At 66.8% G+C, this 23,007-nt stretch carries 19 protein-coding genes; 6 read left to right on the forward strand and 13 right to left on the reverse strand.

Annotated elements, in window-relative coordinates; genetic code table 11:
• Positions 1–116: 116 nt before the first annotated feature.
• From ASPHE3_RS06270 to ASPHE3_RS06280, 3 genes are all read left to right on the forward strand, one after another.
• Entirely contained in the window at positions 117–305 is a 189-nt protein-coding gene (locus ASPHE3_RS06270; protein ID WP_013600389.1) for a PspC domain-containing protein, read from the forward strand.
• Positions 306–453: 148 nt separating this feature from the next.
• Complete coding sequence (locus ASPHE3_RS06275; RefSeq protein WP_013600390.1) at positions 454–1,056, forward strand: flavodoxin domain-containing protein; 603 nt, start codon at positions 454–456, stop codon at positions 1,054–1,056.
• Positions 1,053–1,715 (forward strand): hypothetical protein, encoded by a 663-nt coding sequence (locus ASPHE3_RS06280; RefSeq protein WP_174266589.1) that lies wholly within the window; start codon positions 1,053–1,055, stop codon positions 1,713–1,715. Before ASPHE3_RS06275 ends, ASPHE3_RS06280 begins: the two co-directional genes overlap by 4 nt.
• On the opposite strand, the gene ASPHE3_RS06285 is transcribed toward ASPHE3_RS06280, so the two are convergent.
• Genes ASPHE3_RS06285 through ASPHE3_RS06295 form a run of 3 tightly spaced genes read right to left on the reverse strand, consistent with a single transcriptional unit; the run spans position 1,716 to position 6,971 of the window.
• Positions 1,716–3,278: an FAD-dependent oxidoreductase gene (locus ASPHE3_RS06285; protein WP_013600392.1), complete on the reverse strand. Its 1,563-nt coding sequence runs from the start codon at positions 3,276–3,278 to the stop codon at positions 1,716–1,718.
• A complete protein-coding gene (locus ASPHE3_RS06290; RefSeq protein WP_013600393.1) occupies positions 3,275–5,500 on the reverse strand; it encodes a molybdopterin oxidoreductase family protein in 2,226 nt (741 codons plus the stop codon). The genes ASPHE3_RS06285 and ASPHE3_RS06290 overlap by 4 nt, the downstream gene beginning before the upstream one ends.
• 1 nt (position 5,501) lies before the next feature.
• Positions 5,502–6,971: an MFS transporter gene (locus ASPHE3_RS06295; RefSeq protein WP_013600394.1), complete on the reverse strand. Its 1,470-nt coding sequence runs from the start codon at positions 6,969–6,971 to the stop codon at positions 5,502–5,504.
• A 277-nt stretch (positions 6,972–7,248) separates the two neighbouring features.
• Here ASPHE3_RS06295 and ASPHE3_RS06300 point away from each other — a divergent pair, with 277 nt between their 5' ends.
• Complete coding sequence (locus tag ASPHE3_RS06300; protein ID WP_013600395.1) at positions 7,249–8,661, forward strand: MFS transporter; 1,413 nt, start codon at positions 7,249–7,251, stop codon at positions 8,659–8,661.
• A 136-nt stretch (positions 8,662–8,797) separates the two neighbouring features.
• Here ASPHE3_RS06300 and ASPHE3_RS06305 read toward each other — a convergent pair whose 3' ends face one another.
• The 6 genes from ASPHE3_RS06305 to ASPHE3_RS06330 all read right to left on the reverse strand — a co-directional run bounded on the left by ASPHE3_RS06305 (position 8,798) and on the right by ASPHE3_RS06330 (position 15,909).
• Positions 8,798–9,529 (reverse strand): glutamine amidotransferase, encoded by a 732-nt coding sequence (locus ASPHE3_RS06305; protein WP_013600396.1) that lies wholly within the window; start codon positions 9,527–9,529, stop codon positions 8,798–8,800.
• Between the two features lie 46 nt (positions 9,530–9,575).
• Complete coding sequence (locus tag ASPHE3_RS06310; RefSeq protein ID WP_013600397.1) at positions 9,576–10,010, reverse strand: YybH family protein; 435 nt, start codon at positions 10,008–10,010, stop codon at positions 9,576–9,578.
• 15 nt (positions 10,011–10,025) lie between these two features.
• Positions 10,026–11,843, reverse strand: coding sequence for an acetyl/propionyl/methylcrotonyl-CoA carboxylase subunit alpha (locus tag ASPHE3_RS06315; protein WP_049786047.1), 1,818 nt, complete (start codon positions 11,841–11,843; stop codon positions 10,026–10,028).
• Between the two features lie 155 nt (positions 11,844–11,998).
• Complete coding sequence (locus ASPHE3_RS06320) at positions 11,999–12,646, reverse strand: Maf family protein (protein WP_013600399.1); 648 nt, start codon at positions 12,644–12,646, stop codon at positions 11,999–12,001.
• A 9-nt stretch (positions 12,647–12,655) separates the two neighbouring features.
• Positions 12,656–15,190: an MMPL family transporter gene (locus ASPHE3_RS06325; protein WP_013600400.1), complete on the reverse strand. Its 2,535-nt coding sequence runs from the start codon at positions 15,188–15,190 to the stop codon at positions 12,656–12,658.
• Positions 15,191–15,207: 17 nt separating this feature from the next.
• Positions 15,208–15,909, reverse strand: coding sequence for a TetR/AcrR family transcriptional regulator (locus ASPHE3_RS06330; RefSeq protein WP_013600401.1), 702 nt, complete (start codon positions 15,907–15,909; stop codon positions 15,208–15,210).
• 164 nt (positions 15,910–16,073) lie between these two features.
• Between ASPHE3_RS06330 and ASPHE3_RS06335 the strand changes: the two genes are divergently transcribed.
• Positions 16,074–16,634, forward strand: a complete 561-nt coding sequence (locus ASPHE3_RS06335; RefSeq protein ID WP_041652005.1) for a hypothetical protein — start codon at positions 16,074–16,076, stop codon at positions 16,632–16,634.
• Between the two features lie 95 nt (positions 16,635–16,729).
• Here the strand turns inward: ASPHE3_RS06335 and ASPHE3_RS06340 are convergent, their stop codons facing one another.
• The 4 genes from ASPHE3_RS06340 to ASPHE3_RS06355 all read right to left on the reverse strand — a co-directional run bounded on the left by ASPHE3_RS06340 (position 16,730) and on the right by ASPHE3_RS06355 (position 21,878).
• Complete coding sequence (locus ASPHE3_RS06340; protein ID WP_013600403.1) at positions 16,730–18,166, reverse strand: dicarboxylate/amino acid:cation symporter; 1,437 nt, start codon at positions 18,164–18,166, stop codon at positions 16,730–16,732.
• A 173-nt stretch (positions 18,167–18,339) separates the two neighbouring features.
• Positions 18,340–20,025, reverse strand: a complete 1,686-nt coding sequence (locus ASPHE3_RS06345; RefSeq protein ID WP_013600404.1) for a DUF885 domain-containing protein — start codon at positions 20,023–20,025, stop codon at positions 18,340–18,342.
• Between the two features lie 36 nt (positions 20,026–20,061).
• Complete coding sequence (locus ASPHE3_RS06350; RefSeq protein ID WP_013600405.1) at positions 20,062–20,298, reverse strand: acyl-CoA carboxylase subunit epsilon; 237 nt, start codon at positions 20,296–20,298, stop codon at positions 20,062–20,064.
• The gene (locus ASPHE3_RS06355) at positions 20,295–21,878 is read right to left on the reverse strand and encodes an acyl-CoA carboxylase subunit beta (protein WP_013600406.1); all 1,584 of its coding nucleotides are present in this window, start codon (positions 21,876–21,878) and stop codon (positions 20,295–20,297) included. Before ASPHE3_RS06355 ends, ASPHE3_RS06350 begins: the two co-directional genes overlap by 4 nt.
• 221 nt (positions 21,879–22,099) lie before the next feature.
• On the opposite strand from ASPHE3_RS06355, the gene ASPHE3_RS06360 reads away from it, so the two are divergent.
• Positions 22,100–22,987, forward strand: coding sequence for an SDR family oxidoreductase (locus ASPHE3_RS06360; RefSeq protein ID WP_013600407.1), 888 nt, complete (start codon positions 22,100–22,102; stop codon positions 22,985–22,987).
• Positions 22,988–23,007: the final 20 nt, after the last annotated feature.

Consider the following 23,007-nt stretch of genomic DNA (forward strand, 5'->3'; position numbering starts at 1 on the left):
ACTGCCTGCGTAGACTACGCGAAAAGATCGTGCTGGACGCTTGCCTGGCACTGCAGGAAGCCGTCCGAGACTTCGGCTCCAATGGTTCAACCGGTACGGAAGGTTAGGTAGCAGCAATGGCAACAACTGCTCTTGTGAGGCCGCGCCGCGGCAAGATCATCGGCGGCGTCTGCGCCGCCCTGGCAGCCCGCTTCGGACTCCCGAAATTCCTGGTCCGGCTGGGGTTCGTCATCTTTGGGCTGGTAGGCGTCGGGGAGTTGGCCTACATCGTGCTGTGGATCATCATCCCCAAGGAACCAGTCTAGCCATTCGGCGTTTCCCGAGGTTGGCCGCACCGGATGGAGCCAACCCGGGTAGTCAAGGTGCTGGCTAGGATGGATGCCTGGAGGTTCGGCGGCCGGACGGGGCCGTTGTGCCCTACCGGGTGCCTGCACGCCACAGGCACAGTGGAGCATGGCTAAGATCTATATCGCTTACGGCAGCGTCGAGGGGCAAACGGCCCATATCGCGGACTACATTGCTGATGTCATCCGGGCCCACGGACACGAGGCAGAAACGGCGGACCTGAAGCATTCTCCAGGCACTATTCCGGACGGGCAGGACGGAGTCATAGTGGCGGCGTCCATTCACGTGGGCAAGCACGAGGGCTACGTTGCCGACTTTGTCCGGGACAACCGGGAGGACCTTGAGCGCCTGCCGTCCGCTCTGGTCTCGGTCAGCCTGTCCGCCCATAGTGATGAGGCCGGCGCCGAAAGTTATGTGGGCAAGTTCGAGGAGGAGACCGGCTGGCATCCCCGCCACGTGGCAATGTTCGGCGGAGCGCTGCTGTATACCCAGTACAACTTCCTGAAGCGCCAGTTGATGAAGAAGATCGTCAAGAGCCAGGGCTCCCAGGACCTGGATACGTCCCGCGACTACATCTACACCGAATGGGACGGCGTGAAGCACTTCACGGAGGAGTTCCTGGCTGCGGTCACGGCTCCGGCCGGCCGGAACCAGCCGAACCTGGCCACAACCACTGACACGTCAGGGTCTTCCCCCGGCTCCAGCGCGTGAGCAGCACGTCATCTGCTGCCCCTGGCCGGGCTGGCACGCGGCCAGCTGCGTTGCTCCTGCCGGCGCTGCTGATCATCGCCGCCTGTTCCCAGCCAGTCAGCGGCGGCGGGAAGGCCCCGGCGGCCGCGCCGTCCTCCGGCCGGAGCAGCCCGGCCTGTGACCTCATCACTCCGGAGATTGCCGCAAAAGCAGTACCGGGAGTTGTCGTCGGCGGCCAGGACAGCGCAGAGAAGCCGCGGGGCAGCAAGGCCTATACGTGCGTCTATACCAGCAAGTCGATGGACGGCGGACTGGCCGGACTCTCCGTAGCCCTTATATCTCCCGCTTCCGCCGAAGATATCGCCAAGGCGAAGTCGACGCCGGACTGCGCACCCGTCAGCGGTATCGGGGACTTTGCCTGCCTGCAGTGGACGGGCTACTTCCAGGGTGAGACCGGCGGGGCCTCCGCCAACGCGGTCCTGGTTGCCGTCAAGGGCGGCGAGGTCCTGGAGATGCCCTACGTGGTGTCTCCACCCGTGGCCGGATCGCCGGCCCCCGACGGCAACGCGATGGCCGGCGCACTCGCGCAGGCAGCCGTGGAGGCTGGCTGGGGCAATGGGGCTACGCTCAGCGTGCCCGCTGCTCCTGCCCCGGTTCCAGCCGGTCCGGCCGCGCGCTAGTCAGGCGGCTGAGACCGCCTGGAAGTGTTTTTCGATGAGCCCCTTAATATCCTCGTGGCAGCCGCCGCAGCCCGTGCCCGCCCTTGTAGCCTTGGATACCTCGGCCACGGTGGCGCAGCCTTCCTCTACGGCCCCCTGGATGGCGGCACCGCTGACACCGGCGCACCGGCATACGGTTTCCTGCGGGTCGGCAGGACCGGCGCCCGGCAGCTGGTCCGGTCCGTCGAGCCGAAGGAGCAGGGACCGGTCGGCAGGCAGTTCGGCGCCCCGTTCGAACAGGCCCACCAGCTCCGCCGCCGTCCGGGGCATGCCCACTGCCACCAGGCCCTCCAGGACACCGCCGCGGGTAGTCATCTTCACGTAGCGTCCGTGTTCGGGATCCGCCCACTGGGCTATCTGCAGCCGCGCACGTCCGTTGACCGCCCCTGCGGTGAGGAGTTCCTCGTCCCACGGCTCGGCAGCGTTGTCACCGGCCACCGCCATGTTCATGCCACGGGCCTTGAGGACGATGACGCCGGCCTGCTCGACGGGCAGCTCAGGCAGGAGTCCAGCGTCTTCCGGTGCACCTGATGCCAGCTGGGCCAGGTATTCCGCCAGCCATTCCGCCTGGCGCCAGCCGGGTCCCACCAATCCAGACGGGCCTTTGGCGTTGCGGCACCGGGCACAGTCCGGGTCCGGGCAGCGGACCTCGGCGCAGTCACCGATGGCGAAGATATGCGGTTCGTGATGGGCGCGGAGTTTATGATCCACCAGGATGCCGGCGGAAGTGGACAGCCCGCAGCCTTCGGCAAGTTCCGTGCGGGGACGGACGCCGCATGAGATGACCAGGAGGTCGCCGTCAATCGCTGAGCCGTCGTCAAGCAGCAATGCCGAGAACCCGCCGTCGGCCGCGTTGTGCTCCACTCCGGTGGAGCGGGCATTGCCCGCCATGCGGACACCGCAGCGGCGAAGGCTGGCCGCGAGCACGGCGCCGCCGCCGCGGTCGATGTTTCGCCCCAGCGGGTGCGGCCCGTTGTGCACCACTGTGACGGTGGCTCCCTCCTCGGCCGCGGCCAGGGCGGTTTCCAGGCCCAGCACGCCGCCGCCGAGCACCACCACCCGCTTGCCGCCCTCCACTGCCTGCCGCAGCACGTCCGCGTCGCGCAGGTCACGCAGTGCGGTGACGCCGGCCGGCAGGACCGGGTGGGTGGGGTCGGGGTTGATGCCGGTCAGGTTGGGGATGACCGGGCGTGACCCGGTGGCGAAGACCAGGCGGTCATAGTGGACAGCGGCATCATCGGACAGGAGGACCTGCTGCCGGGCCCGGTCCACCCGCCGCACGCGCAGGCCGAGGCGGACGTCAACGCCGTCGGCTGCCAGGGCCTCGGCGTCGGAGAGTGCCAAGGCGTCGGCAGTGGTCCGTCCTACCCCGAGGTCGGCCACCAGCACGCGGTTGTACGCCGCTTCAGCTTCCTCGCCCACCACAGTCAGGGCCACAAGGCCACTGCGGACGGCGGGCAGCAGCTCATCCACCAGCCGGGCGGCCACCGGGCCGAATCCCACAATGACAATCTGCTCGCTCATGAGGCCTCCGTCGTTTGAAGCACGTTGGTGGACTGGGGGACGGCCGCGGGCCGCACCTGCACGGTGTTGAATTTGAATTCGGGCATCCCGGAGATGGGATCGGTTGCGGCCTCGGTGAGGCGGTTCGCGCTTTCAAGTTCAGGGAAGTGGAAGGGCAGGAACACCGTTTCGGGGCGGATGGCGGTGCTGAGCTCCGCCCGGCACACCACCTCGCCGCGTTCGTTGGCTATCGAGACCAATGCCCCTTCGGTGATGCCAAGGGAGGCCGCTGCCGCCGGGTGGATTTGCGCCTTCGCCTCCGGCTTTGAAGCCAGCAGTTCCGCCACTCGCCGGGTCTGTGCGCCGGACTGGTAGTGCTCCAGGAGGCGGCCGGTAATCAGCGTCATGGTTTTCGCGGCGGGGTCAGGGCTTGCGGCAGGAGTACGACGGCGGCGCGGCGCCACCGCGGTCATCACGGCTTTGCCGTCGGGATGGGCGAAGCGGTCCTGGAACAGCCGCGGTGTCCCGGTGCTGCCTGCGGGATAGGGCCAGTAGGCTGCTTCGCCGCGGTCCAGCATGGCGTAGTCGATGCCGGAGTAGTCAGCAAGCCCTCCCGCGGAGGCACGGCGGAGTTCTTCGAATACTGTCTCCGGGTCCTCGCTGTAGGAGGACGGGGCGTCGAGGGCTTCAGCGAGGCGGGCCATGATCCACAACTCGCTCCGGGCGCCCGGCGGCGGGGTCAGTGCACGGCGCCGGCGCAGGACCCGGCCTTCGAGGTTGGTCAGGGTGCCTTCCTCCTCCGCCCACTGCAGGACCGGAAGGATGAGGTCCGCCTCGGCCGCAGTCTCGGACATGAAGAAATCGCAGACCATCAGGAAGTCCAGGCTGCGGAGCCCCCGGATCACGGCGTTGGCGTCGGGGGAGGCCACGGCGATGTTGGATGCGTGGACGAAAAGGCAGCGGACGCCGTCGGGCTGTCCCAGCGACTGCAGCAGCTGGACGGCCGGCAGCCCGGGGCCGGGAATCAGCTCCTCGGGGACGCCCCAGACACCGGCAACATGGGCGCGTGCGGCGGGGTCGGTGATCTTGCGGTAGCCGGGGAGCTGGTCAGCCTTCTGGCCGTGCTCGCGGCCGCCCTGGCCGTTTCCTTGGCCGGTGAGGGTGCCATAGCCGCTGCGGGCGGAGCCGGGCAGGCCCAGCAGGAGGCTGAGGTTGATGGCCGCAGTGGCGGTATCGGTGCCGTCCACATGCTGTTCCACACCCCGGCCCGTGAGGATGTAGCTGCCGCCATCGCGGGCACCGCTGGCGAGCCGCCGTGCGGTTTCCCTGATGAGCTCGGCGGGCACGCCGGTGATGGACTGGACGCGTTCCGGCCAGAAGGAGTTCACACTGCGGGCGACGGCGCTGTAGCCCGTGGTGCGTTCTTTCAGGTAGTCGGCGTCCAGCAGGTTTTCGTGGATCACCACGTGGGAGATGCCCAGGAGGAGCGCGAGGTCGGTTCCGGGCAGGGGCTGGAGGTGGAGGCCTCCGCCGTCGGCCGTGAAAGCAGCCGTGGCTGAACGGCGGGGGTCGACGACAATCAGCCCGCCGGCGTCGCGCGTTCCCTTCAGGTGCTGGACGAAAGGCGGCATGGTTTCGGCGACATTCGAGCCCAGCATGAGGATGGTGCTGGCCGTGTCCAGGGCTTCGAGCGGGAACGGCAACCCGCGGTCAACGCCGAAGGCGCGCATTCCGGCGGCCGCGGCCGAGGACATGCAGAAGCGGCCGTTGTAGTCGATGCGGGAGGTGCCCAGGGCCAGCCGGGCGAACTTGCCCAGCATGTAGGCCTTCTCGTTGGTGAGCCCGCCGCCGCCGAACACCCCCACGGAATCAGCGCCGTACCTGGCGCGGGCATCCCGCACAGCGGATGCGGCCAGGTTCAGGGCATGCTCCCAGCTGACCGGACGGTGGACCCCGTCGGGGCCTTTCAGCAGCGGTTCGGTGATCCGGCCTGGATGGTTCAGGAGGTTGGGGGACGTCCAGCCCTTGCGGCACAGCCCGCCCCGGTTGGTGGGGAAGTCCCGCCCCTGGACGGTCAGCGGTACGTCAAGGGGTGCGTCTGGGACTGGCGTGCGGGATGCGGGGCCGGCGGGCCCGGGGACTGACCCCGGCTTGGAAGCCGGGGCCAGTGCCGTGGGAGACGTGAGCGTCATGGCGCACTGCAGGGCGCAGTAAGGGCAGTGCGTGTCGGCGCTTTTGGTCATGTTAGACGTGTCCCATCGCATTTCGGTTGGCGTTGCGGATGTAGCAGGACCAGCACACAACCAGCATCAGGACGTACGCCCCGACGAAGCCGTAGAAAGCTGGGGTGTACGAGCCGCTGGCGGAGTTAGAGGCATTCAGCACCTGCGGGATCACGAACCCGCCGTAGGCGCCAATGGCCGAGATCAGGCCAAGGGCGGAGGAGGCAAGGCGCTGCGTGGCCACGGAGCTGGCACCGTTACGGGCGGCGCGGCTGTTGGTGGCGAAGATGATGGGGATCATCCGGTAGGTGGCGCCGTTTCCGAAGCCGCTGGCGGTGAAGAGCATCAGGAACAGGACCAGGAAGAGCCAGAAGTTCTTCAGGGGCAGTGTCCAGATCATGGTCAGGGTGATCACGGCCATGGAGGCGAATGCGGCCACGGTCATGCGGGCACCGCCCATCCGGTCAGCCATGCGGCCGCCGTACGGCCGGGCCAGGGAACCCACCAGCGGGCCGAGGAACGCCAGGGACAGCGCCACAGTGCCCACCCCGATGGAGGAAAACGCCGGGAAGTAGTCCTTGATCAGTTTGGGGAACACGCCGGCGAAGCCGATGAACGAACCGAAAGTGCCGATGTACAGCAGCGCCATGACCCACAGGTGCGGTTCCTTCAGCGCTGCCACCGAACCGGCCACGTCCCCCTTGGCGCTGGTCAGGTTGTCCATGTACTTGAAGGCACCGAATGCGGCGAGCACGATGAACGGGACCCACATCCAGCCGGCCATGGGCAGGTTGACGGTGCCCGCGGCAAGGAGGGTGATGGCGATCGGCACGGCAAGCTGCGCGACGGCGGCGCCGAGGTTTCCGCCGGCGGCGTTCAGGCCCAGCGCCCAGCCCTTTTCCCGGGCAGGGTAGAAGAACGTGATGTTGGCCATGGAGCTGGCGAAGTTGCCGCCGCCGAAGCCGGCGAGAGCAGCGATGAGCAGCATGACGCCGAAGGGCGTTTCCGGGTTGGAGACGCACAGGGCGAGGCCGATGGAGGGGATCAGGAGCAGCAGGGCGGACACGATGGTCCAGTTGCGGCCGCCGAAGCGGGGAACCATGAAGGTGTAGGGAATGCGGAGGGTGGCGCCCACCAGGCTGGGCATGGAGATGAGCCAGAAGATCTCCGAGGTGGAGAAAGTGAAGCCTGCTGCCGGCAGCTGGACCACCACGATGGACCAGAGCTGCCAGACGACAAAGCCGAGGAATTCGGCGAAGATGGACCAGTTGAGGTTGCGGCGGGCAATGGCACGGCCGGCGGTTTCCCACTGCTCCTTGTTCTCGGCGTCCCAGTTGGCAATCCAGCGGCCGGGGCGGAACTCAAGGGTGGGTGCGTCTGTGGTGCGGGTGGTGCCGGGCTGTGCGCTGGCGGATGCGGCGGTACCGGGCCCGGCCTCGTCGAGGTCAAGGGAATTGCCGGTGCCGGCATCAGCGGTGCGATCAACAGTCACGGTGTACCTCCTTCGGGGGATGTTGTTCCTCCAAGGTAGGGAGGCCGCGTTTCGCGGACCGACGATCTTTGTTAACGCGCTGTGACATTTGCCTATCGGACCCGGCGGAGGGGCGTGAGGCGGTGAAGAGCGGCCGGAAATGAGACAAACGGCACGTGTCCGGATACTGGACCTTTTGTCCATTGACTGGACTGCTGGAACTAATATTGGACTCTAACTATTTCGAGCCGGGGCAACGATCGCTGTCTCCGGACGGTTCTCACGAAAGCGTTTACCTATGTCATCCACCGATACCTCCACGGTGCCCGGATCGCCGCAGCCGGTGAACTCCCGGGGCCGCGTGATCGTCGCCAGCCTGATCGGCACCACGGTCGAGTTTTACGACTTCTACGTCTATGCCACGGCGGCAGTGCTCGTCTTCCCGCAGCTGTTCTTCCCCAACCAGAACGAAACCACCCAGCTCCTGAGCTCGTTCGCCGTGTTCGGCGTGGCCTTCATCGCCCGCCCCCTCGGCTCGATCGTCTTTGGCCACTTCGGCGACAAGTTCGGCCGCAAGGGCACCCTGGTGGCCTCCCTGCTGACCATGGGCATTGCCACGTTCCTGATTGGCTGCCTGCCCACCGCACTGGTTCCCGGCTGGGCGTTCTGGGCACCGGCCCTGCTGGTGGTCATGCGCTTCGCCCAGGGTCTGGCCTTGGGTGGTGAATGGAGCGGCGCCGCCCTCCTGGCCACGGAAAACGCCCCGGCCAACAAGCGCGCCATCTACGGGACCTTCCCGCAGCTGGGCGCCCCCATCGGCTTCATCATCGCCAACGTCATCTTCCTGGTGTTCAGCTACGCGCTCTCGCCGGCTGACTTCCAGTCCTGGGGCTGGCGCGTGCCGTTCCTGCTCAGCGCCGTCATGGTGATCATCGGCCTGTACGTCCGCCTGAAACTGATCGAAACCCCTGCCTTCACCAAGGTGCTCGAGTCCAACGAAGTGGCCAAGCTGCCGCTGGGCCGGGTCTTCAAGACCAGCTGGCGCCAGCTCATCCTGGGTACGTTCATCATGCTTGCCACATACGTGCTCTTCTACCTGATGACCACCTTCACCCTGACGTACGGCACCCGCCCGGCCAGCCTTGAGGCGGCCCGGGCAGCGGCGGAGAAGGCAGGAAAACCGATGACGGAAGCGGCCGCCGCCGCGTTCGTGCCCGGCCTGGGCTACACCCGCAACGACTTCCTCTGGATGCTGATTGCCGGCGTCGTCTTCTTCGGTATCTTCACCCTGGTCTCCGGCCCACTGGCCGAGAAGTACGGCCGCCGCAAGATGCTCCTCGCCGTCACCGGAGGCATTTTTGTCTTCGGCCTGCTCTTCGTCCCGCTGTTCAGTGGCGGCTTCGTTGGCACCATGGCGCTGCTGATCATCGGGTTCTCCCTGATGGGCCTCACCTTCGGGCCGATGGGTGCGCTGCTGCCGGAGCTGTTCCCCACCAACGTGCGGTACACCGGATCGGCCGTGAGCTACAACTTCTCGAGCATCCTGGGCGCTGCCGTGGCCCCGTTCATCGCCGTCGCCCTCTGGGAACTGGCGGACGGCAGCCCCGTGCTGGTGGGGATCTACCTGACCTCCATGGCCGTCCTGACCCTCATCGCCCTGTTCGTGAGCAAGGAAACCCGGGATCTGGACTACGAAAACAACGTAGCCTGACGGATCCTGTGCGTTCCAGCCCGGTTAGTGGCTGAAGTGCCCGGCATGATTCCCATCACTTCGGGGATCATGCCGGGCATTTTTTGTGGGTGCGGGAGTAACCGGGCAGGAGCGCACGACGGCGGGCTGCCGCAGCTCAGCGGGCGTAGCGGGCCACAAAGTTGCGCAGAATTTTCATGGGTTCGGTGGCCGTGAACTGCCGGGCGTCCGCCATCAGCTGTTCGGCAGACTCGGGCGGGAAATAGCCGGCATGACGGTAGATGTCGATACGGGTGCACAGGCCTTCGGCGTCCAGCTCCGGATGGAACTGCGTTGCGTAAAGGTTTTCCCGGATCCGGAACATGTGCACCGGGCAGGCCGCGGACCGGGCCAGCAGGACGGCATGCGGCGGCAGGACCGTGCACGCCTCCTTATGGCCGGTGAAAGCCGTAAACGTGGGGGAGAGTCCTGCCAGCAGCGGGTCCTCCAGCCCGGCCTCCGTCAGCTCGATCTCCACCCCGCCCAGGGGCTCGCCATAGGTCCGGTCGATCACGGCGCCCTGGTGCCTTCCCAGGGTGCCCACGCCGTAGCAGGCGCCCAGGAATGGGAAGTCCCGCGCCACCAACTCGTCCAGGAGGCCCGAGAGTTCGCGCTCCACGCGGTGCTGGACGGGCGATTTCTGTTCCGGCGGGTCGCTGGAGGTGAAGGGGCTGCCGCCCACGATCACGCCCGAATAGTTGGCAAGGTCCAGGTCCGGCAGCGGCGCAGCCTCCAGGCGTACCCTCCGCAGCTCATGCGGCTCGAGTCCCCCGTACCTCAGGTAGGCGGCGTACTCGTCCTCGGCGGCGGCATCCTCCGCCCGGGAGGCAAGGAGCAGGAAAGGCAGCATCTGCTAAGTGTGCAGGTTTGCGGGCCGGCCTGCCAGCCGGCCCTGGCTAGCCGGCAGGCTGGGTCAGCGAGCGGCGCGACTGCGGGCGGGCGGCGGGATCCGCGTGCCGGTGCACCAGCTTCCAGTAGCCTTCCTCGCGCCGGAATATGCTGGTCACCCGGAGCGCGAACTCCTCCACCGGGGCACCGTCCAGGCGAGCCCGGAAGTGTTCCGTCTCCACAAGGTAAGCGGTGTCCCGGGCTGTGTAGGACGAGATGGTGTCGAATCCGAGCATCTGGCCGTCCTGGAACTGCCGGGCAGCCTGGTCCAGCCGGGCCTCCACTTGCGCCCAGCCGCGGGCTATTCCGCCGAACGGGTTGGCCAGGGTGACGTCGTCGAGCTGCGAATAGAGCTCCTTGATGGGCCCGGGGTTGCCCTGGGTGATTTCGGGGACAGCCAGGTGGTAGCGGTCCACTTCTTCCTGGAAGCTGGGTGCAAGCATCGGTGTCTCCGCCGCCTAGTCTTCGATAATGGCGATGACGGCGCCGGCCGACACGGTTTCACCGGATGAGGCCTGGAGCCCGATGATGGTTCCGGAGCGGTGCGCGGTCAGCGGCTGCTCCATTTTCATCGCCTCCAGGACCACAATGAGGTCGCCCTCGGCCACCACGTCACCGTTGGTGACGGCCACCTTCACGATGGTGCCCTGCATGGGGGACGTCAGGGCGTTGCCGGTGGCAGCGGCAGCAGGGCCGCCGGAGCGGGAACGCTTCTTGGACTTGGCGGGCTTGCCGGCCGCCGCCGCGCCGCCGGTTCCCACGGACCCCAGCGATGCGGGCAGGACAACCTCGAGCCTCTTGCCGCCCACTTCCACCACCACGCGCTGGCGGTCCTCGGTAGCGGCTTCCAGATCAGCGGCGCCGTCGGGCGCCCAGGCCGGGAGGTTGTTGACGAACTCGGTTTCGATCCAGCGGGTGTGGACCTTGAAGGGTCCCTCGGCCGGGGCGAAAGCCGGATTCGAAACCACTGCGAGGTCGAACGGGATGACGGTGGGGATGCCCTCAACCACCATCTCCTCGAGCGCACGCCGGGAGCGCTGCAGTGCCTGGGTGCGGGTGGCGCCGGTGACGATCAGCTTGGAGAGCATGGAGTCGAAGTTGCCGCTGATCTCGTCGCCCTGTTCGACGCCCGAGTCGATCCGTACGCCGGGGCCCGTGGGGTTCTTCAGCACGCGGATGGTCCCGGGCGCGGGCATGAAGTTCCGGCCAGGGTCTTCACCCGTGATGCGGAATTCGAAGGAGTGGCCGCGGACCTCGGGGTCTCCGTAGCCGAGCTCTTCGCCCCGGGCCAGCCGGAACTGCTCGCGGACCAGGTCGATGCCGGTGACTTCCTCGGAGACGCAGTGCTCCACCTGCAGCCGGGTGTTGACCTCGAGGAAGGAAATGGTGCCGTCCTGGCCCACCAGGAATTCACAGGTGCCGGCGCCCAGGTAGCCCGCCTCCTTGAGGATGGCCTTGGAGGATTCGTAGAGGCGCCGGTTCTGCTCCTCCGTGAGGAACGGGGCAGGGGCTTCCTCCACCAGTTTCTGGTTGCGGCGCTGCAGTGAGCAGTCGCGGGTGGAGACGACCACGACGTTGCCGTGGGCGTCCGCCAGGCATTGGGTTTCAACGTGCCGGGGGGCGTCCAGGAAGCGCTCGATGAAGCACTCTCCGCGGCCGAAGGCGGCGGTGGCTTCGCGAACGGCGGATTCAAACAGTTCGGGGATTTCCTCGCGGGTGCGGGCAACCTTGATGCCGCGGCCGCCGCCGCCGAAGGCGGCCTTGATGGCCACGGGCAGGCCGTACTGGTCCACGAAGTGGAGGATTTCCTCGGCGGATTCCACCGGATCGGCGGTGCCGGGAACCTGGGGAGCGCCTACCTTCTCGGCGATGTGCCGGGCCTGCACCTTGTCGCCCAGTGCGGAGATGGCTTCCGGGGAGGGCCCGATCCACGTGATGCCGGCGTCGATGACGCGGGCAGCGAACTGCGCGTTTTCGGCTAGGAAGCCGTAGCCGGGATGGATGGCGTCGGCGCCGGACTGGCGGGCGGCGTCGATGATCTTGTCCATGACCAGGTAGGACTCGGCGGCCGTGTTCCCGCCCAGGGCATAGGCCTCGTCAGCGAGGCGGACGTGCAGGGCATCGCGGTCCGGGTCCGCGTAGACCGCCACGGAGGCAATGCCTTCGTCGCGTGCGGCCCGGATGATGCGGACGGCAATTTCACCGCGGTTGGCGATCAGCACCTTTGTGAGGGTCGACTGCGTGGTTCCTGCGGACTGCTCCAAATTTGCTGACAAGGCGTCTCCTTCTTTCCTTCAGGGAGCCTAGCGCGGTTTTGAGGGTTCCGCCGATATTACTTGCGGAATCCGCGTGTAAACGGGCCGAGCTTTGTAGGGAAGCTACAAGACGCTACGAAATGTAGCGGGATTTTGCGCCGGCGCCCCAAGACCGGTCAGGCGGACCAGAGCTCGGTGATGCGGACGTTCGCCGAGGACAGCAGGTCCCGAAGCGTGGAGACGGAAAGCCCGACGACGGTGTGCGGGTCGCCGTCGACCTTCCTGATGAACGCCCCGCCCAGGCCGTCGATGGTGAAGGACCCGGCGCACTGCAGCGGCTCGCCGGTGGCGATGTACGCGTCAATCTCGGCCGGTTCCATCTCCAGGAAGGACACCGCGGCTGAGGCAACCGTACCCAAAGTGGCGCCGGAGCCCTGTTCCCCGCCGCCGTCGTCGTCCGGATCCGTGTCCCGGCAGTCCACCAGCCAGTGGCCGGTATGCAGCACGCCTGTGTTGCCGCTCATGCGCAGCATCCGCTCCCGGGCCACCGCGGCGGTGTAGGGCTTCCCGTGGGCCTCGCCGTCGAACTCGAACACCGAGTCGCAGCCCAGGACCAGCGCGCCCTCCGCCTCCGGAAGCGCCGCCACAGCCTCAGCCTTCGCGCGGGCCAGGAGCAGGGCGGTGTCATGCGGATCCGTGACGCCGTACCGCGCCTGCACGGCGTCTTCATCCACGTCCGAGACCAGGACGGTGTGCCGGATGCCGGCCTCGGTGAGGAGCTTGGTGCGGGCGGGGGACTGGGAAGCAAGAATCAGGCGGACCACGGTTCCAGCCTAATGGACCGGCTCGGCCGCTTTGGCGTGCCTGGCATGGCCGCTGTCCAGCTTCGCCAGCTGGGCACCCTCCACGTCCACGTCCGGCAGGATCCGGTCCAGCCAGCGGGGGAGCCACCAGGACTTTTTGCCCAGCAGGTACATGACGGCGGGCACAATCGTCATGCGGACCACGAAGGCGTCCAGGAGCACGCCGAATGCCATGGCGAAGCCCAGCGGCCGGACCATGGTGAGGTGGCTGAAGATGAAGCCGGCAAAGACGCTGACCATGATGATCGCTGCGGCAGTCACCACGGCGGCGGCGTGGCTGAATCCCACCCGCACTGCTTCCTTGGCCGCGGACCCGTGCATGTAGGCCTCGCGCATGCCGGAGGCAATGAACACCTGGTAGTCCATGGCAAGGCCGAACAGCACACCGATCAGGATGATCGGCAGGAAGCTGAGGACGGCGCCGGGGTTGGCGACGTCGAACACGTTGCCCAGCCAGCCCCACTGGTACACGGCCACCACGGCGCCGAACGCGGCAGCCAGGGAGAGCAGGAACCCGCCGGTGGCGAGCAGGGGCACCACGATGGAGCGGAACACCAGCAGCAGGAGGATCAGGGAAAGGCCGACGACGATGGCCAGGTAGGGCGGCAGGGCGTCACCGAGCTTGGTGGAGACATCAATGTTTCCGGCGGTCTGCCCCGTCAGTCCCATCGCCACCCCGTACTCGGACTGGATTTCGTCGTTCAGGCCGCGAAGCTCAGAAACCACCTGGACGGTGCTGGCGCTGGCCGGGCCCTCCCGGGGGATGACTTGGAAGACGGCAGTCCGGCGGTCCTCGCTCAGGGCAACCGGCACGGCGGCCACCACGTTGTCCACGGCGCGGAGCTTGTCGGCAACGTCGTACTGCAGGGTTTGGGCCTGGGCCTCGTCCAGCCCGGCGGGGAACTCGCCCACCGCCACGACGGGGCCGGTGACGCCTTCGCCGAAGCTGCGTGCAGTCAGGTCGTACGCCTGGTAGGCCTCGGAGTCCACCGGTTCGGACCCGCCGTCCGGCAGTGCAAGCTGCAGCTGGGTGGCAGGCAGCGCGAGGGTGCCCAGCAGGAGCACGCCGGCAAGGAGTGCCAGGATGGGGTGCCGGGTGACCAGGCCGCCCCAGCCGTGGGTGCTGCGCTCGCGGTCCTTGGCTGCATCGGCTGCTTCGTGGCCCGGTTCGGCGTTGTGGGCATCAGCCTTGGCCCAGGCGCGGCGCGAAATGATGCGGCGGCCGATCAGCGACAGCATGGCCGGTGTCAGGGTGATGGCCACCAGGACCGCCACGGCCACGGTTCCGGCGGCGGCCAGGCCCATGACGGTCAGGAACGGCAGCCCGGGGACCACCAGGGCGGCCAGGGCGATGATTACGGTCAGGCCGGCGAACACCACTGCGTTGCCGGACGTGCCGGTGGCCCGGGCAACGGATTGCTCCGGATCCATTCCGGCCAGCAGCTGCGTCCGGTGCCGGTTCACAATGAAGAGGGAGTAGTCGATGCCCACGGCCAGGCCGAGCATCAGGGCCAGCATGGGGGAGATGGAGCTCATGTCGAACAAGCCGGACAGCGCGAAGGTGATGCCGACGCCGACGCCCACTCCTACTATGGCCATCAACAGCGGCAGCCCTGCTGCGATGAGGGTTCCCAGCATGATGATCAGGACCAGGGCCGCGACGGCGATGCCGATGATTTCCGCGGCGCCGAAGAGTTCCGAGATGTCCTCGGTGATCTCCTTGCTGGCGTAGGCGGTGACGCCGGCAGCGGAGGTTTCGTGGGCGATGTCCTGGACCTGCTGGCGCACCTCCGTGCTCAAACCGTTGATCGACGTGTTGAACTGCACCTGCGCCACGGCGGCCCGGCCATCTTCGGACACGAAGCGGATGGCCGAGGAGGCCTCTGCCTGCCGTTTGCCCAGTTCGAGCTTTGCTTTGTTGGCTTCAAGTTCCAGCGCTCCGGCGTCGAGCTTCGCCTGCCCCTCAGCCAGGGCGGCTTTCTGCTGCCCCAGCTGTGCCTCCACGAGGGCGGCAGGGGCACCGGCGGCCGCGAGCTGCTGTTCCGCTGCGTCCAGCTGTGCCTTGCCGGCTTCAAGCTGGGCCCGGGAGGCATCCAGCTGTGCCTGGCCTGCGGCAAGCTGCTGCTCGCCGTCGGTAATTGCCTGTTCGGCCTGGTCCACCTGCGCCTGCGTGGCAAAGGGGTCTACGGTGCCGCGGACATCGGGGACGGTCTCGAGCTTCTCCAGCGCGTCAGTGACGGCCGCCCGGCTCTCCGCCGTGAATCCGCCGTCGGGGGCCTCAAAGACGATGGTCGCGGTGCCTCCGGATGCTGAAGGAAGCTCTTCCTTGAGCTTGTCCGCGATCCGCTGGGTCTCCGTGCCCGGGATCTGGAAGTTGTTGGACAGGGTGCCGTGGAAGGCGGCTGCTGCGCCACCGACGGCCAGGAGGGCGGCAAGCCACAGCGAGATCACCAGCCAGCGGCGGCGGTAGGAGAACTTGCCCAGGCGGTAAAGGAACAGTGCCATGCGGGGAACCGATCTGATCAGGAGGAACGGGAGTGTGAAGGTGAGGGGGCCAGGTTGCCTGGCGTGAAGCCGGAGCCGAGCAGCGCCATGGCGTCGATGAGCAGTTGCCTGAGCTCGGCCAGGGATCCGGGTGAGAGGTCTGCGCCGCGGCGGCTGAACCAGACCTCCATGGCTGCCTTGCCGCAGGACATGACGGAGCCGGCCAGGGCATGGACGTACAGTTCGTCCTTTCCGCCAGGCGTTCCGGCCACGCGTTCCCGTGCCACAGCAAAAACCTGCTCCCGGCAGTGGTCCCAGGCCTGGAGTTCCGTATTCGCCATGAGCGGGCTGTTTTGGGTCAGTGTGAACAGCTCCGCCAGTGGGGACACCGCTTCGGGATCCGCAAGGGACATCAGGGCGGCCTGGGCGGAGTCCAGGACAGGCTCCTCAGCCGGCCGCAGCCTCAGTTGTTGGATGGCGTTGTCCAGGAACGCGTGGACGATGGAGGCCAGCGCTGCATCCGTACTGCTGAAGTAGTTGAAGAATGTCCTGCGCGAGATTCCCGCGGCATCGGCGATGTCCTCAACCGTGAAGTTGCCCGGTCCTTTGCTCCGCAGGAGGTCCAGCGCCGCGTCCGTGATGGCCTGGCGCGTGGCGGCTTTGTTCAGCTCCCGGCGGGACGGCGGGACAGCCGGGGCGGGGGACGCCCCCGACGGTGCGGAGTCAGCAGATACGGTCACGCATTTACACTATGTGCAACTTTGCACTCTGCGCAACTTGCCTTCACAGGAGAATGAAAGGTTGCGAACAGCCTGCTTAGAACTTGCCGGCCGATGCTGGGAGGGTCCCGAGATGGACGATTCATCAGCAGCCGTCACCGACGGCGGATCCAGGAGACAGAACAATGTCACGCACAAAGAAAATGACCCTCGGCCTGTCAGCCACCGCGCTGGCCCTTGGTGCCGGAATCGGAGTTGCCGGTATGGCCTCCGCAACCACCACGCCCTCTCCCGCCCCAAGCGTTAGCTCCAGTGCCTCGGCCGAAGGCAGCACTGCGGCGCCCGGCGGCATGGGCAAGCACGGCGGCCGCGGCGGCGAGCGGGGCGTTGCCCAGGCTTCCGCGCTTGCGGAGAAGCTCGGCGTGGATGAAGCGAAGGTGACGGAGGCGCTTCAGGCCTTCCATGAGGCCAACCGGCCCACCTCGCGCCCGGCGGAGGGCGGGAAGCCGGATGCAGCCACCCGCGACGCGGCCGTGGCCAAGTCACTGGCCGAATCGCTCGGCGTCGAGGAGGCCAAGGTCACGGCCGCCCTGGAGGAGCTCCGGAGCGAAAGGCAGGCAGAGAAGGCCGCAGCCCTGAAGACACGGCTGGACCAGGCGGTGACGGACGGAAAGCTGACACAGGCCGAGGCTGACGCGGTCACCAAGGCAGTGGAGAACGGCGTCATTGGTGGCGGCGGGCACTGACCTGGGCTGTTGCTCGCACTGACCTGGCCCGTAACGGCAAGAAGTCCCCGGGAATTTTCCCGGGGACTTCTTCATCGTGCAGGGTGAGCAGGACCTTAGGCCTTTGCATCCTCCAGCTGACGCGACGTGGTGTCCGTGGAGGTTCCGTCGGTGGGGCCGGCTGCCGCCTCGCTGTCGTCCACGAACGGGGTGCCGTTGCGCGGAGCGTTGTACAGCGCCTCGTCCAGGATGCCCTGGCGCTTGGCCACGATCGTGGGGACCAATGCCTGGCCGGCCACGTTCACCGCGGTGCGTCCCATGTCCAGGATGGGATCGATCGCCAGGAGGAGTCCGACGCCGGCCAGCGGAAGTCCCAGCGTGGAGAGCGTCAGCGTAAGCATCACCACGGCGCCCGTGGTGCCGGCGGTTGCCGCGGAGCCGAGGACCGAGACCAGGGCGATCAGCAGGTACTGGGTGAAGTCCAGCTGGATGCCGAAGAACTGGGCCACGAAGATTGCCGAGATTGCCGGGTAGATCGCGGCGCAGCCGTCCATCTTGGTGGTGGCGCCCAGCGGCACGGCGAAGGAAGCGTAGGCGCGGGGGACGCCCAGGCTGCGTTCGGTGACGCGCTGGGTCAGGGGCAGCGTGCCTACGGAGGAGCGGGAGACGAACGCAAGCTGCACTGCCGGCCAGACACCGGAGAAGTACTGCTTGATGGACAGGCCGTGGGCGCGGACCAGGATGGGGTAGACCGCGAAGATCACCAGGGCCAGGCCTACGTAGATGGCGAAGGTGAACTTGCCCAGCGACCCGATGGTGTCCCAGCCGTAGACTGCAACTGCGTTGCCGATGAGGCCGACGGTGCCCAGCGGTGCGATGCGGATGATCCACCAGAGGACCTTCTGGATCACGGCAAGGGCCGAGGCGTTCAGGTTCAGGAACGGCTCGGCAGCCTTGCCCACCTTGAGGGCGGCAACACCGACGGCGATGGCGATCACCAGGATCTGGAGCACGTTGAAGCTGACAGCGGTGGTGACAGCGCCGGACTCGGCAACGGTGGAGCTGGCGCCCAGGCCGAGGAAGTTCTTGGGGAACAGGCCCACCAGGAAGGCCCACCAGTCACCGGACTTGCCGGCGTACTTGGCTTCCTCGGTGATGCCGGTGTTGGCCCCCGGCTGCAGCAGGACGCCCAGGCCGATGCCGATCAGCACGGCGATCAGGGAGGTGATGGCGAACCAGAGAAGCGTGTTCCAGGCCAGCTTGGCAGCGTTGGACACCTGGCGGAGGTTGGAGATGGAGCTGACCACGGCGGTGAAGATCAGGGGCACGACGGCGGTCTGCAGCAGTGACACATAGCTGGAACCGATGGTCTGCAGCGTGGCGCCGAGGGCGTTGGGGCTGGCTTTGGTGCTGCCGGTGTACTTGGCCAGCAGGCCGAGGCCGAGCCCTACGATGAGGGCGGCAATGATCTGGAAGCCGAACGAGCCAGCCCATTTGGGCAGCTGGAAACCGGTCTTTCCTGCGGGGGAGGGGGTGCTTGTCTGAGTGCTCACCAGAACAAGCTAGACCCCCATCCCATACCACGACGAACGAACATTGAGAAATATTACGCTCCCCAACTTCCCCTAAAACCAGCAAAACCGCGTGAAATCAAGGGAGCAGGGGCGCTATGTTACTTATTCCCGGTGCTGGTGTGCTTAATGTCTCGCTCCCGGCCGCGCGAAGGCTAGGTAAGCAGCGCCCGCCGGAGCGTGTCCAGTCCGACAGAGGCGATGTTGAGCGCCCTCGTATGGAATTCCTTGAGGTCGAATCCTGGCCGGGCCTCGAGTTCGGCGCGGATCTGTTCCCAGAGCCGCTGGCCGACCTTGTAGGAGGGCGCCTGTCCCGGCCACCCCAGGTAGCGGGTGAACTCAAAGTTCAGCTGGCCCTCACTGATGGGGAGGTTCGCCTTGAGGAATTCGTACCCCTTCTCCGGGGTCCAGGTGCCGGAGCCCCAGCGCCCGGGGACCTCAAGTTCGAGGTGGACGCCGATGTCGAACACCACGCGGGCGGCGCGCATGCGCTGCATGTCCAGCATGCCCATGTGGTCGCCGGGGTCGTTCAGGTAGCCCAGCTCCTGCATGAGCTTTTCCGCGTACAGGGCCCAGCCTTCGCCATGGCCTGAGGTCCAGCAGACGTTGCGCCGCCACTTGTTCAGCAGCTCCCGCCTGTAGGTGGCGGTGGCGACTTGCAGGTGGTGGCCGGGCACGCCCTCGTGGTAGACGGTGGTGGTTTCGGCCCAGGTGGTGAAGGTGTCCTCGCCGGCCGGGACGGACCACCACATGCGCCCGGGGCGGCTGAAGTCGTCCGAGGGACCGGTGTAGTAGATGCCGCCCTCGTCGGTGGGTGCGATGAGGCATTCCAGTTTCTTCATGACGTCCGGGATGTCGAAGTGGACGCCGGCAAGCTCGGCCACGGCTTTGTCGGACAGCGCCTGCATCCATTCCCGCAGGGCTTCCTTTCCCTTCAGCTGGCGGGCGGGATCATTGTTCAGGATCTCCTTGGCCTCGGCGATGGTGGCGCCGGCTTTGATGGTGTCCGCCACTTGTTCCTGCTCGGCGATCAGCCGGTCCAGTTCCTCCACGCCCCACGCGTAAGTCTCTTCCAGGTCCACCGTTGCGCCAAGGAATGACCGCGAAGCCAGCGCGTAACGTGCCCGCCCCACGGCGTCCTTCTCCGGCGCGGCGGGCAGCAGCCCGGTGCGGAGGAAGTCCGCCAGCTCCGCGTAGGCTGCCCGGGCGGCGGCAGCACCGGCGTCGAGCTCTCCCTGAAGGGCGGCCGGCAGGGGGCCTGCGGCAGTGGCTGCCCCTGCCGCCAGTTTCGCGAAGAAGCCGTCAGCCGCGGCGTACTTGGTGACCTGCTCAATGACGATGTTCACCTGGCGGGCCGCAGCGACCCGTCCGGCGTCCTTGGCCTGCCGCAGGGACTCGGTATAGCCGCGGAGGGCCGCCGGAACGTTGGCGGCGCGAACGGCGATGTGCCGCCAGTCCTGCTCCGTCTCCGTGGGCATGAGGTCGAAGATCGCGCGGATGTCCTGTGCCGGGGAAGCAATGTTGTTCAGGTCGGCGTAGTCCCAGCCGGAGGCGTGGATCAGCAATTGCAGGCCGAGCCGCTCCTGCATGGCGTCCAGCGTGACGGCGTCGACGTCGTCCTCCGGCTCGAGGCCTTCCAGGTCGGCAAGGGCCTTGCGGGCGGCTTCGGCGAACCCCGCAATACCGGCGGGGGAGAAGTCCTGGTATTCAGTCTCGTGTCCGGGAATGCCGAGGGTGGTGGCGAAGGACGGGTTGAGCCTGATCAGCGTCTCGGTGTAGTCGTCTGCGACGGCGTCGATGCGGGTGTGCGGGCGAGTGGCAGGAGAAGTGTCTGTAGTCACACTCCGAGACTAATCGCCCGGCTGCGAAAGATCAGGCTAGCCGCGGCTTCGCTTCCAGGCGCCGGGACCGGGCGTAGGGTCCAGCCTGAGCTGCTGCCGGCGCACCCAGTGCCGCACGGATGGCTTGTCCGGGCGCGCAGGTTCTGCGCCGCCGAGGGAAAGGACGACGGCGGTGAGCGCCGCCAGTTCCTCAGCCGTCGGCTGCCCTTTCACAACAGAGAGCAGAGGTTCAGCGGGTGCATTGCTGTCATCAGCAGGCTCGGTGGGGATCACAGCGGAATGTTCCCATGCTTCTTGGTGGGGAGGCTGGCACGCTTGTCACGCAGGGCGCGCAGGCCCCTGATGATCTGCAGGCGGGTTTCGGATGGTGCGATGACGGCATCAACGTAGCCCAGCTCCGCCGCCTGGTAGGGGTTGAGGAGTTCCTCCTCGTATTGCCGGATAACCTCGGCGCGCCTGGCCTCGACGTCGCCGCCGGCCTCCGCAACGGCCGCAAGGTCGCGGCGGTACAGGATGTTGACGGCGCCCTGGGCGCCCATTACGCCGATCTGCGCGGTGGGCCAGGCCAGGTTCAGGTCGGCACCGAGCTTCTTCGAGCCCATCACGATGTAGGCGCCGCCGTAGGCCTTGCGGGTGATCACCGTGAGCTTGGGAACCGTTGCCTCGGCGTAGGCATAGAGGAGCTTGGCGCCACGGCGGATGATGCCCTGGAATTCCTGGTCCTTGCCGGGCAGGAAGCCGGGAACATCCACCAGCGTGATGATGGGGATGTTGAAGGCGTCGCAGTGGCGGACGAACCGGGCTGCCTTTTCCGAGGCTGCGATGTCCAGGGTGCCGGCGAACTGAAGGGGCTGGTTGGCCACGATGCCCACCGTGTGGCCCTCCACCCGGCCATAGCCGATCATCACGTTCGGGGCGTACAGCGCCTGCATCTCAAGGAAGTGGCCGTCGTCCACGATCTGTTCAACCACCGTGCGCATGTCGTAGGGCTGGTTGGCGGAGTCGGGGATCAGGGCATCCAGCGCAAGGTCCTCGTCGTCGAGTTCCAGCTGCTGCGTGTGCTCCAGGACGGGCGCCTCGGACAGGTTGTTGGAGGGGAGGAAGTCCAGCAGTTCGCGGACAAACTCGATGGCATCCGTTTCGTCGGAGGCGAGGTACGTGGAGGTGCCCGTGGTGGCGTTGTGCTGCCGGGCACCGCCCAGGGTTTCCATGTCCACGTCCTCGCCGGTGACGGTCTTGATGACGTCCGGGCCGGTGATGAACATGTGGGAGGTCTTGTCCACCATCACCACGTAGTCGGTGAGTGCGGGGGAGTAGGCGGCGCCGCCGGCTGAAGGACCCATGATGATGGAAACCTGCGGGACCACGCCGGAGGCGTGGACGTTGTTGCGGAAGATGTCGGCGAACATGGCCAACGAGGCCACACCCTCCTGGATGCGGGCTCCGCCGCCGTCCAGGATGCCCACCACAGGGCAGCCATTGCGCAGTGCGAACTCCTGCACTTTCACGATTTTCTCGCCGTTGACCTGGCTGAGGGAGCCGCCGTACACCGTGAAGTCCTGGCTGTAGACAGCGACGAGCCGGCCATCCACCGTGCCGTAGCCGGAAACCAGCCCGTCACCCAGCGGCTTCTTCTTCTCCATGCCGAATGCGGTGGAGCGGTGCACGGCCAGGGCGTCGAATTCGACGAAGGAGTCCTCGTCCAGCAGGAGGGCGATGCGCTCGCGTGCGGTGTTCTTGCCGCGCGCATGCTGCTTTTCGATTGCCTCGGGGCCGGAGGGCTGTTCGGCACGCGCCTGGCGGTCGCGGAAATCGGCGATCTTTCCCGCTGTCGTTGTCAGATCGTGGCTCATCAAGTATCTCCGGCTCTGTAGCAGATGGACTCTGTGGTGCATGGTACTGGCAGGTCTCGTGCGGGACTTAAGTAGCATCCACACAAAAAACGAACCCTGCTGGCAAGTCTAGTGACGGTTCTGGCACCGGCTGCTGTAGAAAAACCTACAATTTTCTGCCGTGCCGCAGCCCGCGGTCGAATGTTACTCACAAGTAACATAGCTGGGTTAGAGTGTTCCTCATGACTTTGAGCAACGACGCTTCAGGCTTGCCCGCCAGTCCCTACAAGGCCGCAGGATCACTGGGCGGCCGCACCCTCCTGATCTCCGGTGGAAGCCGCGGGATCGGCCTGGCCATCGCCTTTCGTGCCGCCCAGGACGGCGCCAACATCGTGCTGATGGCCAAGACGGGTGAACCCCATCCAAAACTTGCCGGCACGGTGTTCACGGCAGCGGAACAGCTGGTTGCAGCCGGTGGCCAGGCGCTTCCGCTCGTGGGGGACGTCCGGAATGACGACGACGTGGCGGGCGCTGTTGCGGCCGCCGTCGACCGCTTCGGCGGCATCGACGTCGTTATCAACAACGCCTCCGCCATCGACCTCTCCCGCACCGACGACGTAGACATGAAAAAGTACGACCTGATGCAGGACATCAACGTCCGCGGAACGTTCCTGATGTCAAAGCTCGCACTGCCTGCACTTCGGGCCTCCGTCCAGGCGCACATCCTCACACTTTCCCCTCCCCTGAACCTGGATCCCCACTGGGCCGGAAAGCACCTGGCCTACACCATGGCCAAGTACGGAATGAGCCTCACAACCCTGGGGCTCGCCGAGGAACTGAAAGCAGACGGCATTGCGGTCAATTCGCTGTGGCCGCGGACCCTGATTGACACCGCGGCTATCAGGAACATGCCGCAGGGCGAGGTTATGGTGCAGGCCGCCCGACGCCCGCAGATCATGGCTGACGCTGCACACGCCGTGCTCACCGGCGGCAACCTGGGAACGGGGGCGCGGCCCAGCGGGATTTTCTACACGGACGAGGAGGTGCTCGCCGCTGCAGGGGTTTCAGACTTCCGCCCGTACAGCCTGGGGGCGCCCGAGGACGGGCTGGTTCCGGACATCTTCCTGTAGGCGGAACCCCCGGCCCGGGT

This window comes from Pseudarthrobacter phenanthrenivorans Sphe3 (assembly GCF_000189535.1).
Classification (GTDB): domain Bacteria; phylum Actinomycetota; class Actinomycetes; order Actinomycetales; family Micrococcaceae; genus Arthrobacter; species Arthrobacter phenanthrenivorans.

What these genes read in the sequence shown, in the direction of transcription:
- ASPHE3_RS06270 (WP_013600389.1), top strand. Translation starts at nt 117, where the DNA reads ATGGCAACAACTGCTCTTGTGAGGCCGCGCCGCGGCAAGATCATCGGC.
- ASPHE3_RS06275 (WP_013600390.1), top strand. Translation starts at nt 454, where the DNA reads ATGGCTAAGATCTATATCGCTTACGGCAGCGTCGAGGGGCAAACGGCC.
- ASPHE3_RS06285 (WP_013600392.1), bottom strand. Translation starts at nt 3,278, where the DNA reads ATGAGCGAGCAGATTGTCATTGTGGGATTCGGCCCGGTGGCCGCCCGG.
- ASPHE3_RS06290 (WP_013600393.1), bottom strand. Translation starts at nt 5,500, where the DNA reads ATGACCAAAAGCGCCGACACGCACTGCCCTTACTGCGCCCTGCAGTGC.
- ASPHE3_RS06300 (WP_013600395.1), top strand. Translation starts at nt 7,249, where the DNA reads ATGTCATCCACCGATACCTCCACGGTGCCCGGATCGCCGCAGCCGGTG.
- ASPHE3_RS06305 (WP_013600396.1), bottom strand. Translation starts at nt 9,529, where the DNA reads ATGCTGCCTTTCCTGCTCCTTGCCTCCCGGGCGGAGGATGCCGCCGCC.
- ASPHE3_RS06310 (WP_013600397.1), bottom strand. Translation starts at nt 10,010, where the DNA reads ATGCTTGCACCCAGCTTCCAGGAAGAAGTGGACCGCTACCACCTGGCT.
- ASPHE3_RS06325 (WP_013600400.1), bottom strand. Translation starts at nt 15,190, where the DNA reads ATGGCACTGTTCCTTTACCGCCTGGGCAAGTTCTCCTACCGCCGCCGC.
- ASPHE3_RS06335 (WP_041652005.1), top strand. Translation starts at nt 16,074, where the DNA reads ATGTCACGCACAAAGAAAATGACCCTCGGCCTGTCAGCCACCGCGCTG.
- ASPHE3_RS06355 (WP_013600406.1), bottom strand. Translation starts at nt 21,878, where the DNA reads ATGAGCCACGATCTGACAACGACAGCGGGAAAGATCGCCGATTTCCGC.
- ASPHE3_RS06360 (WP_013600407.1), top strand. Translation starts at nt 22,100, where the DNA reads ATGACTTTGAGCAACGACGCTTCAGGCTTGCCCGCCAGTCCCTACAAG.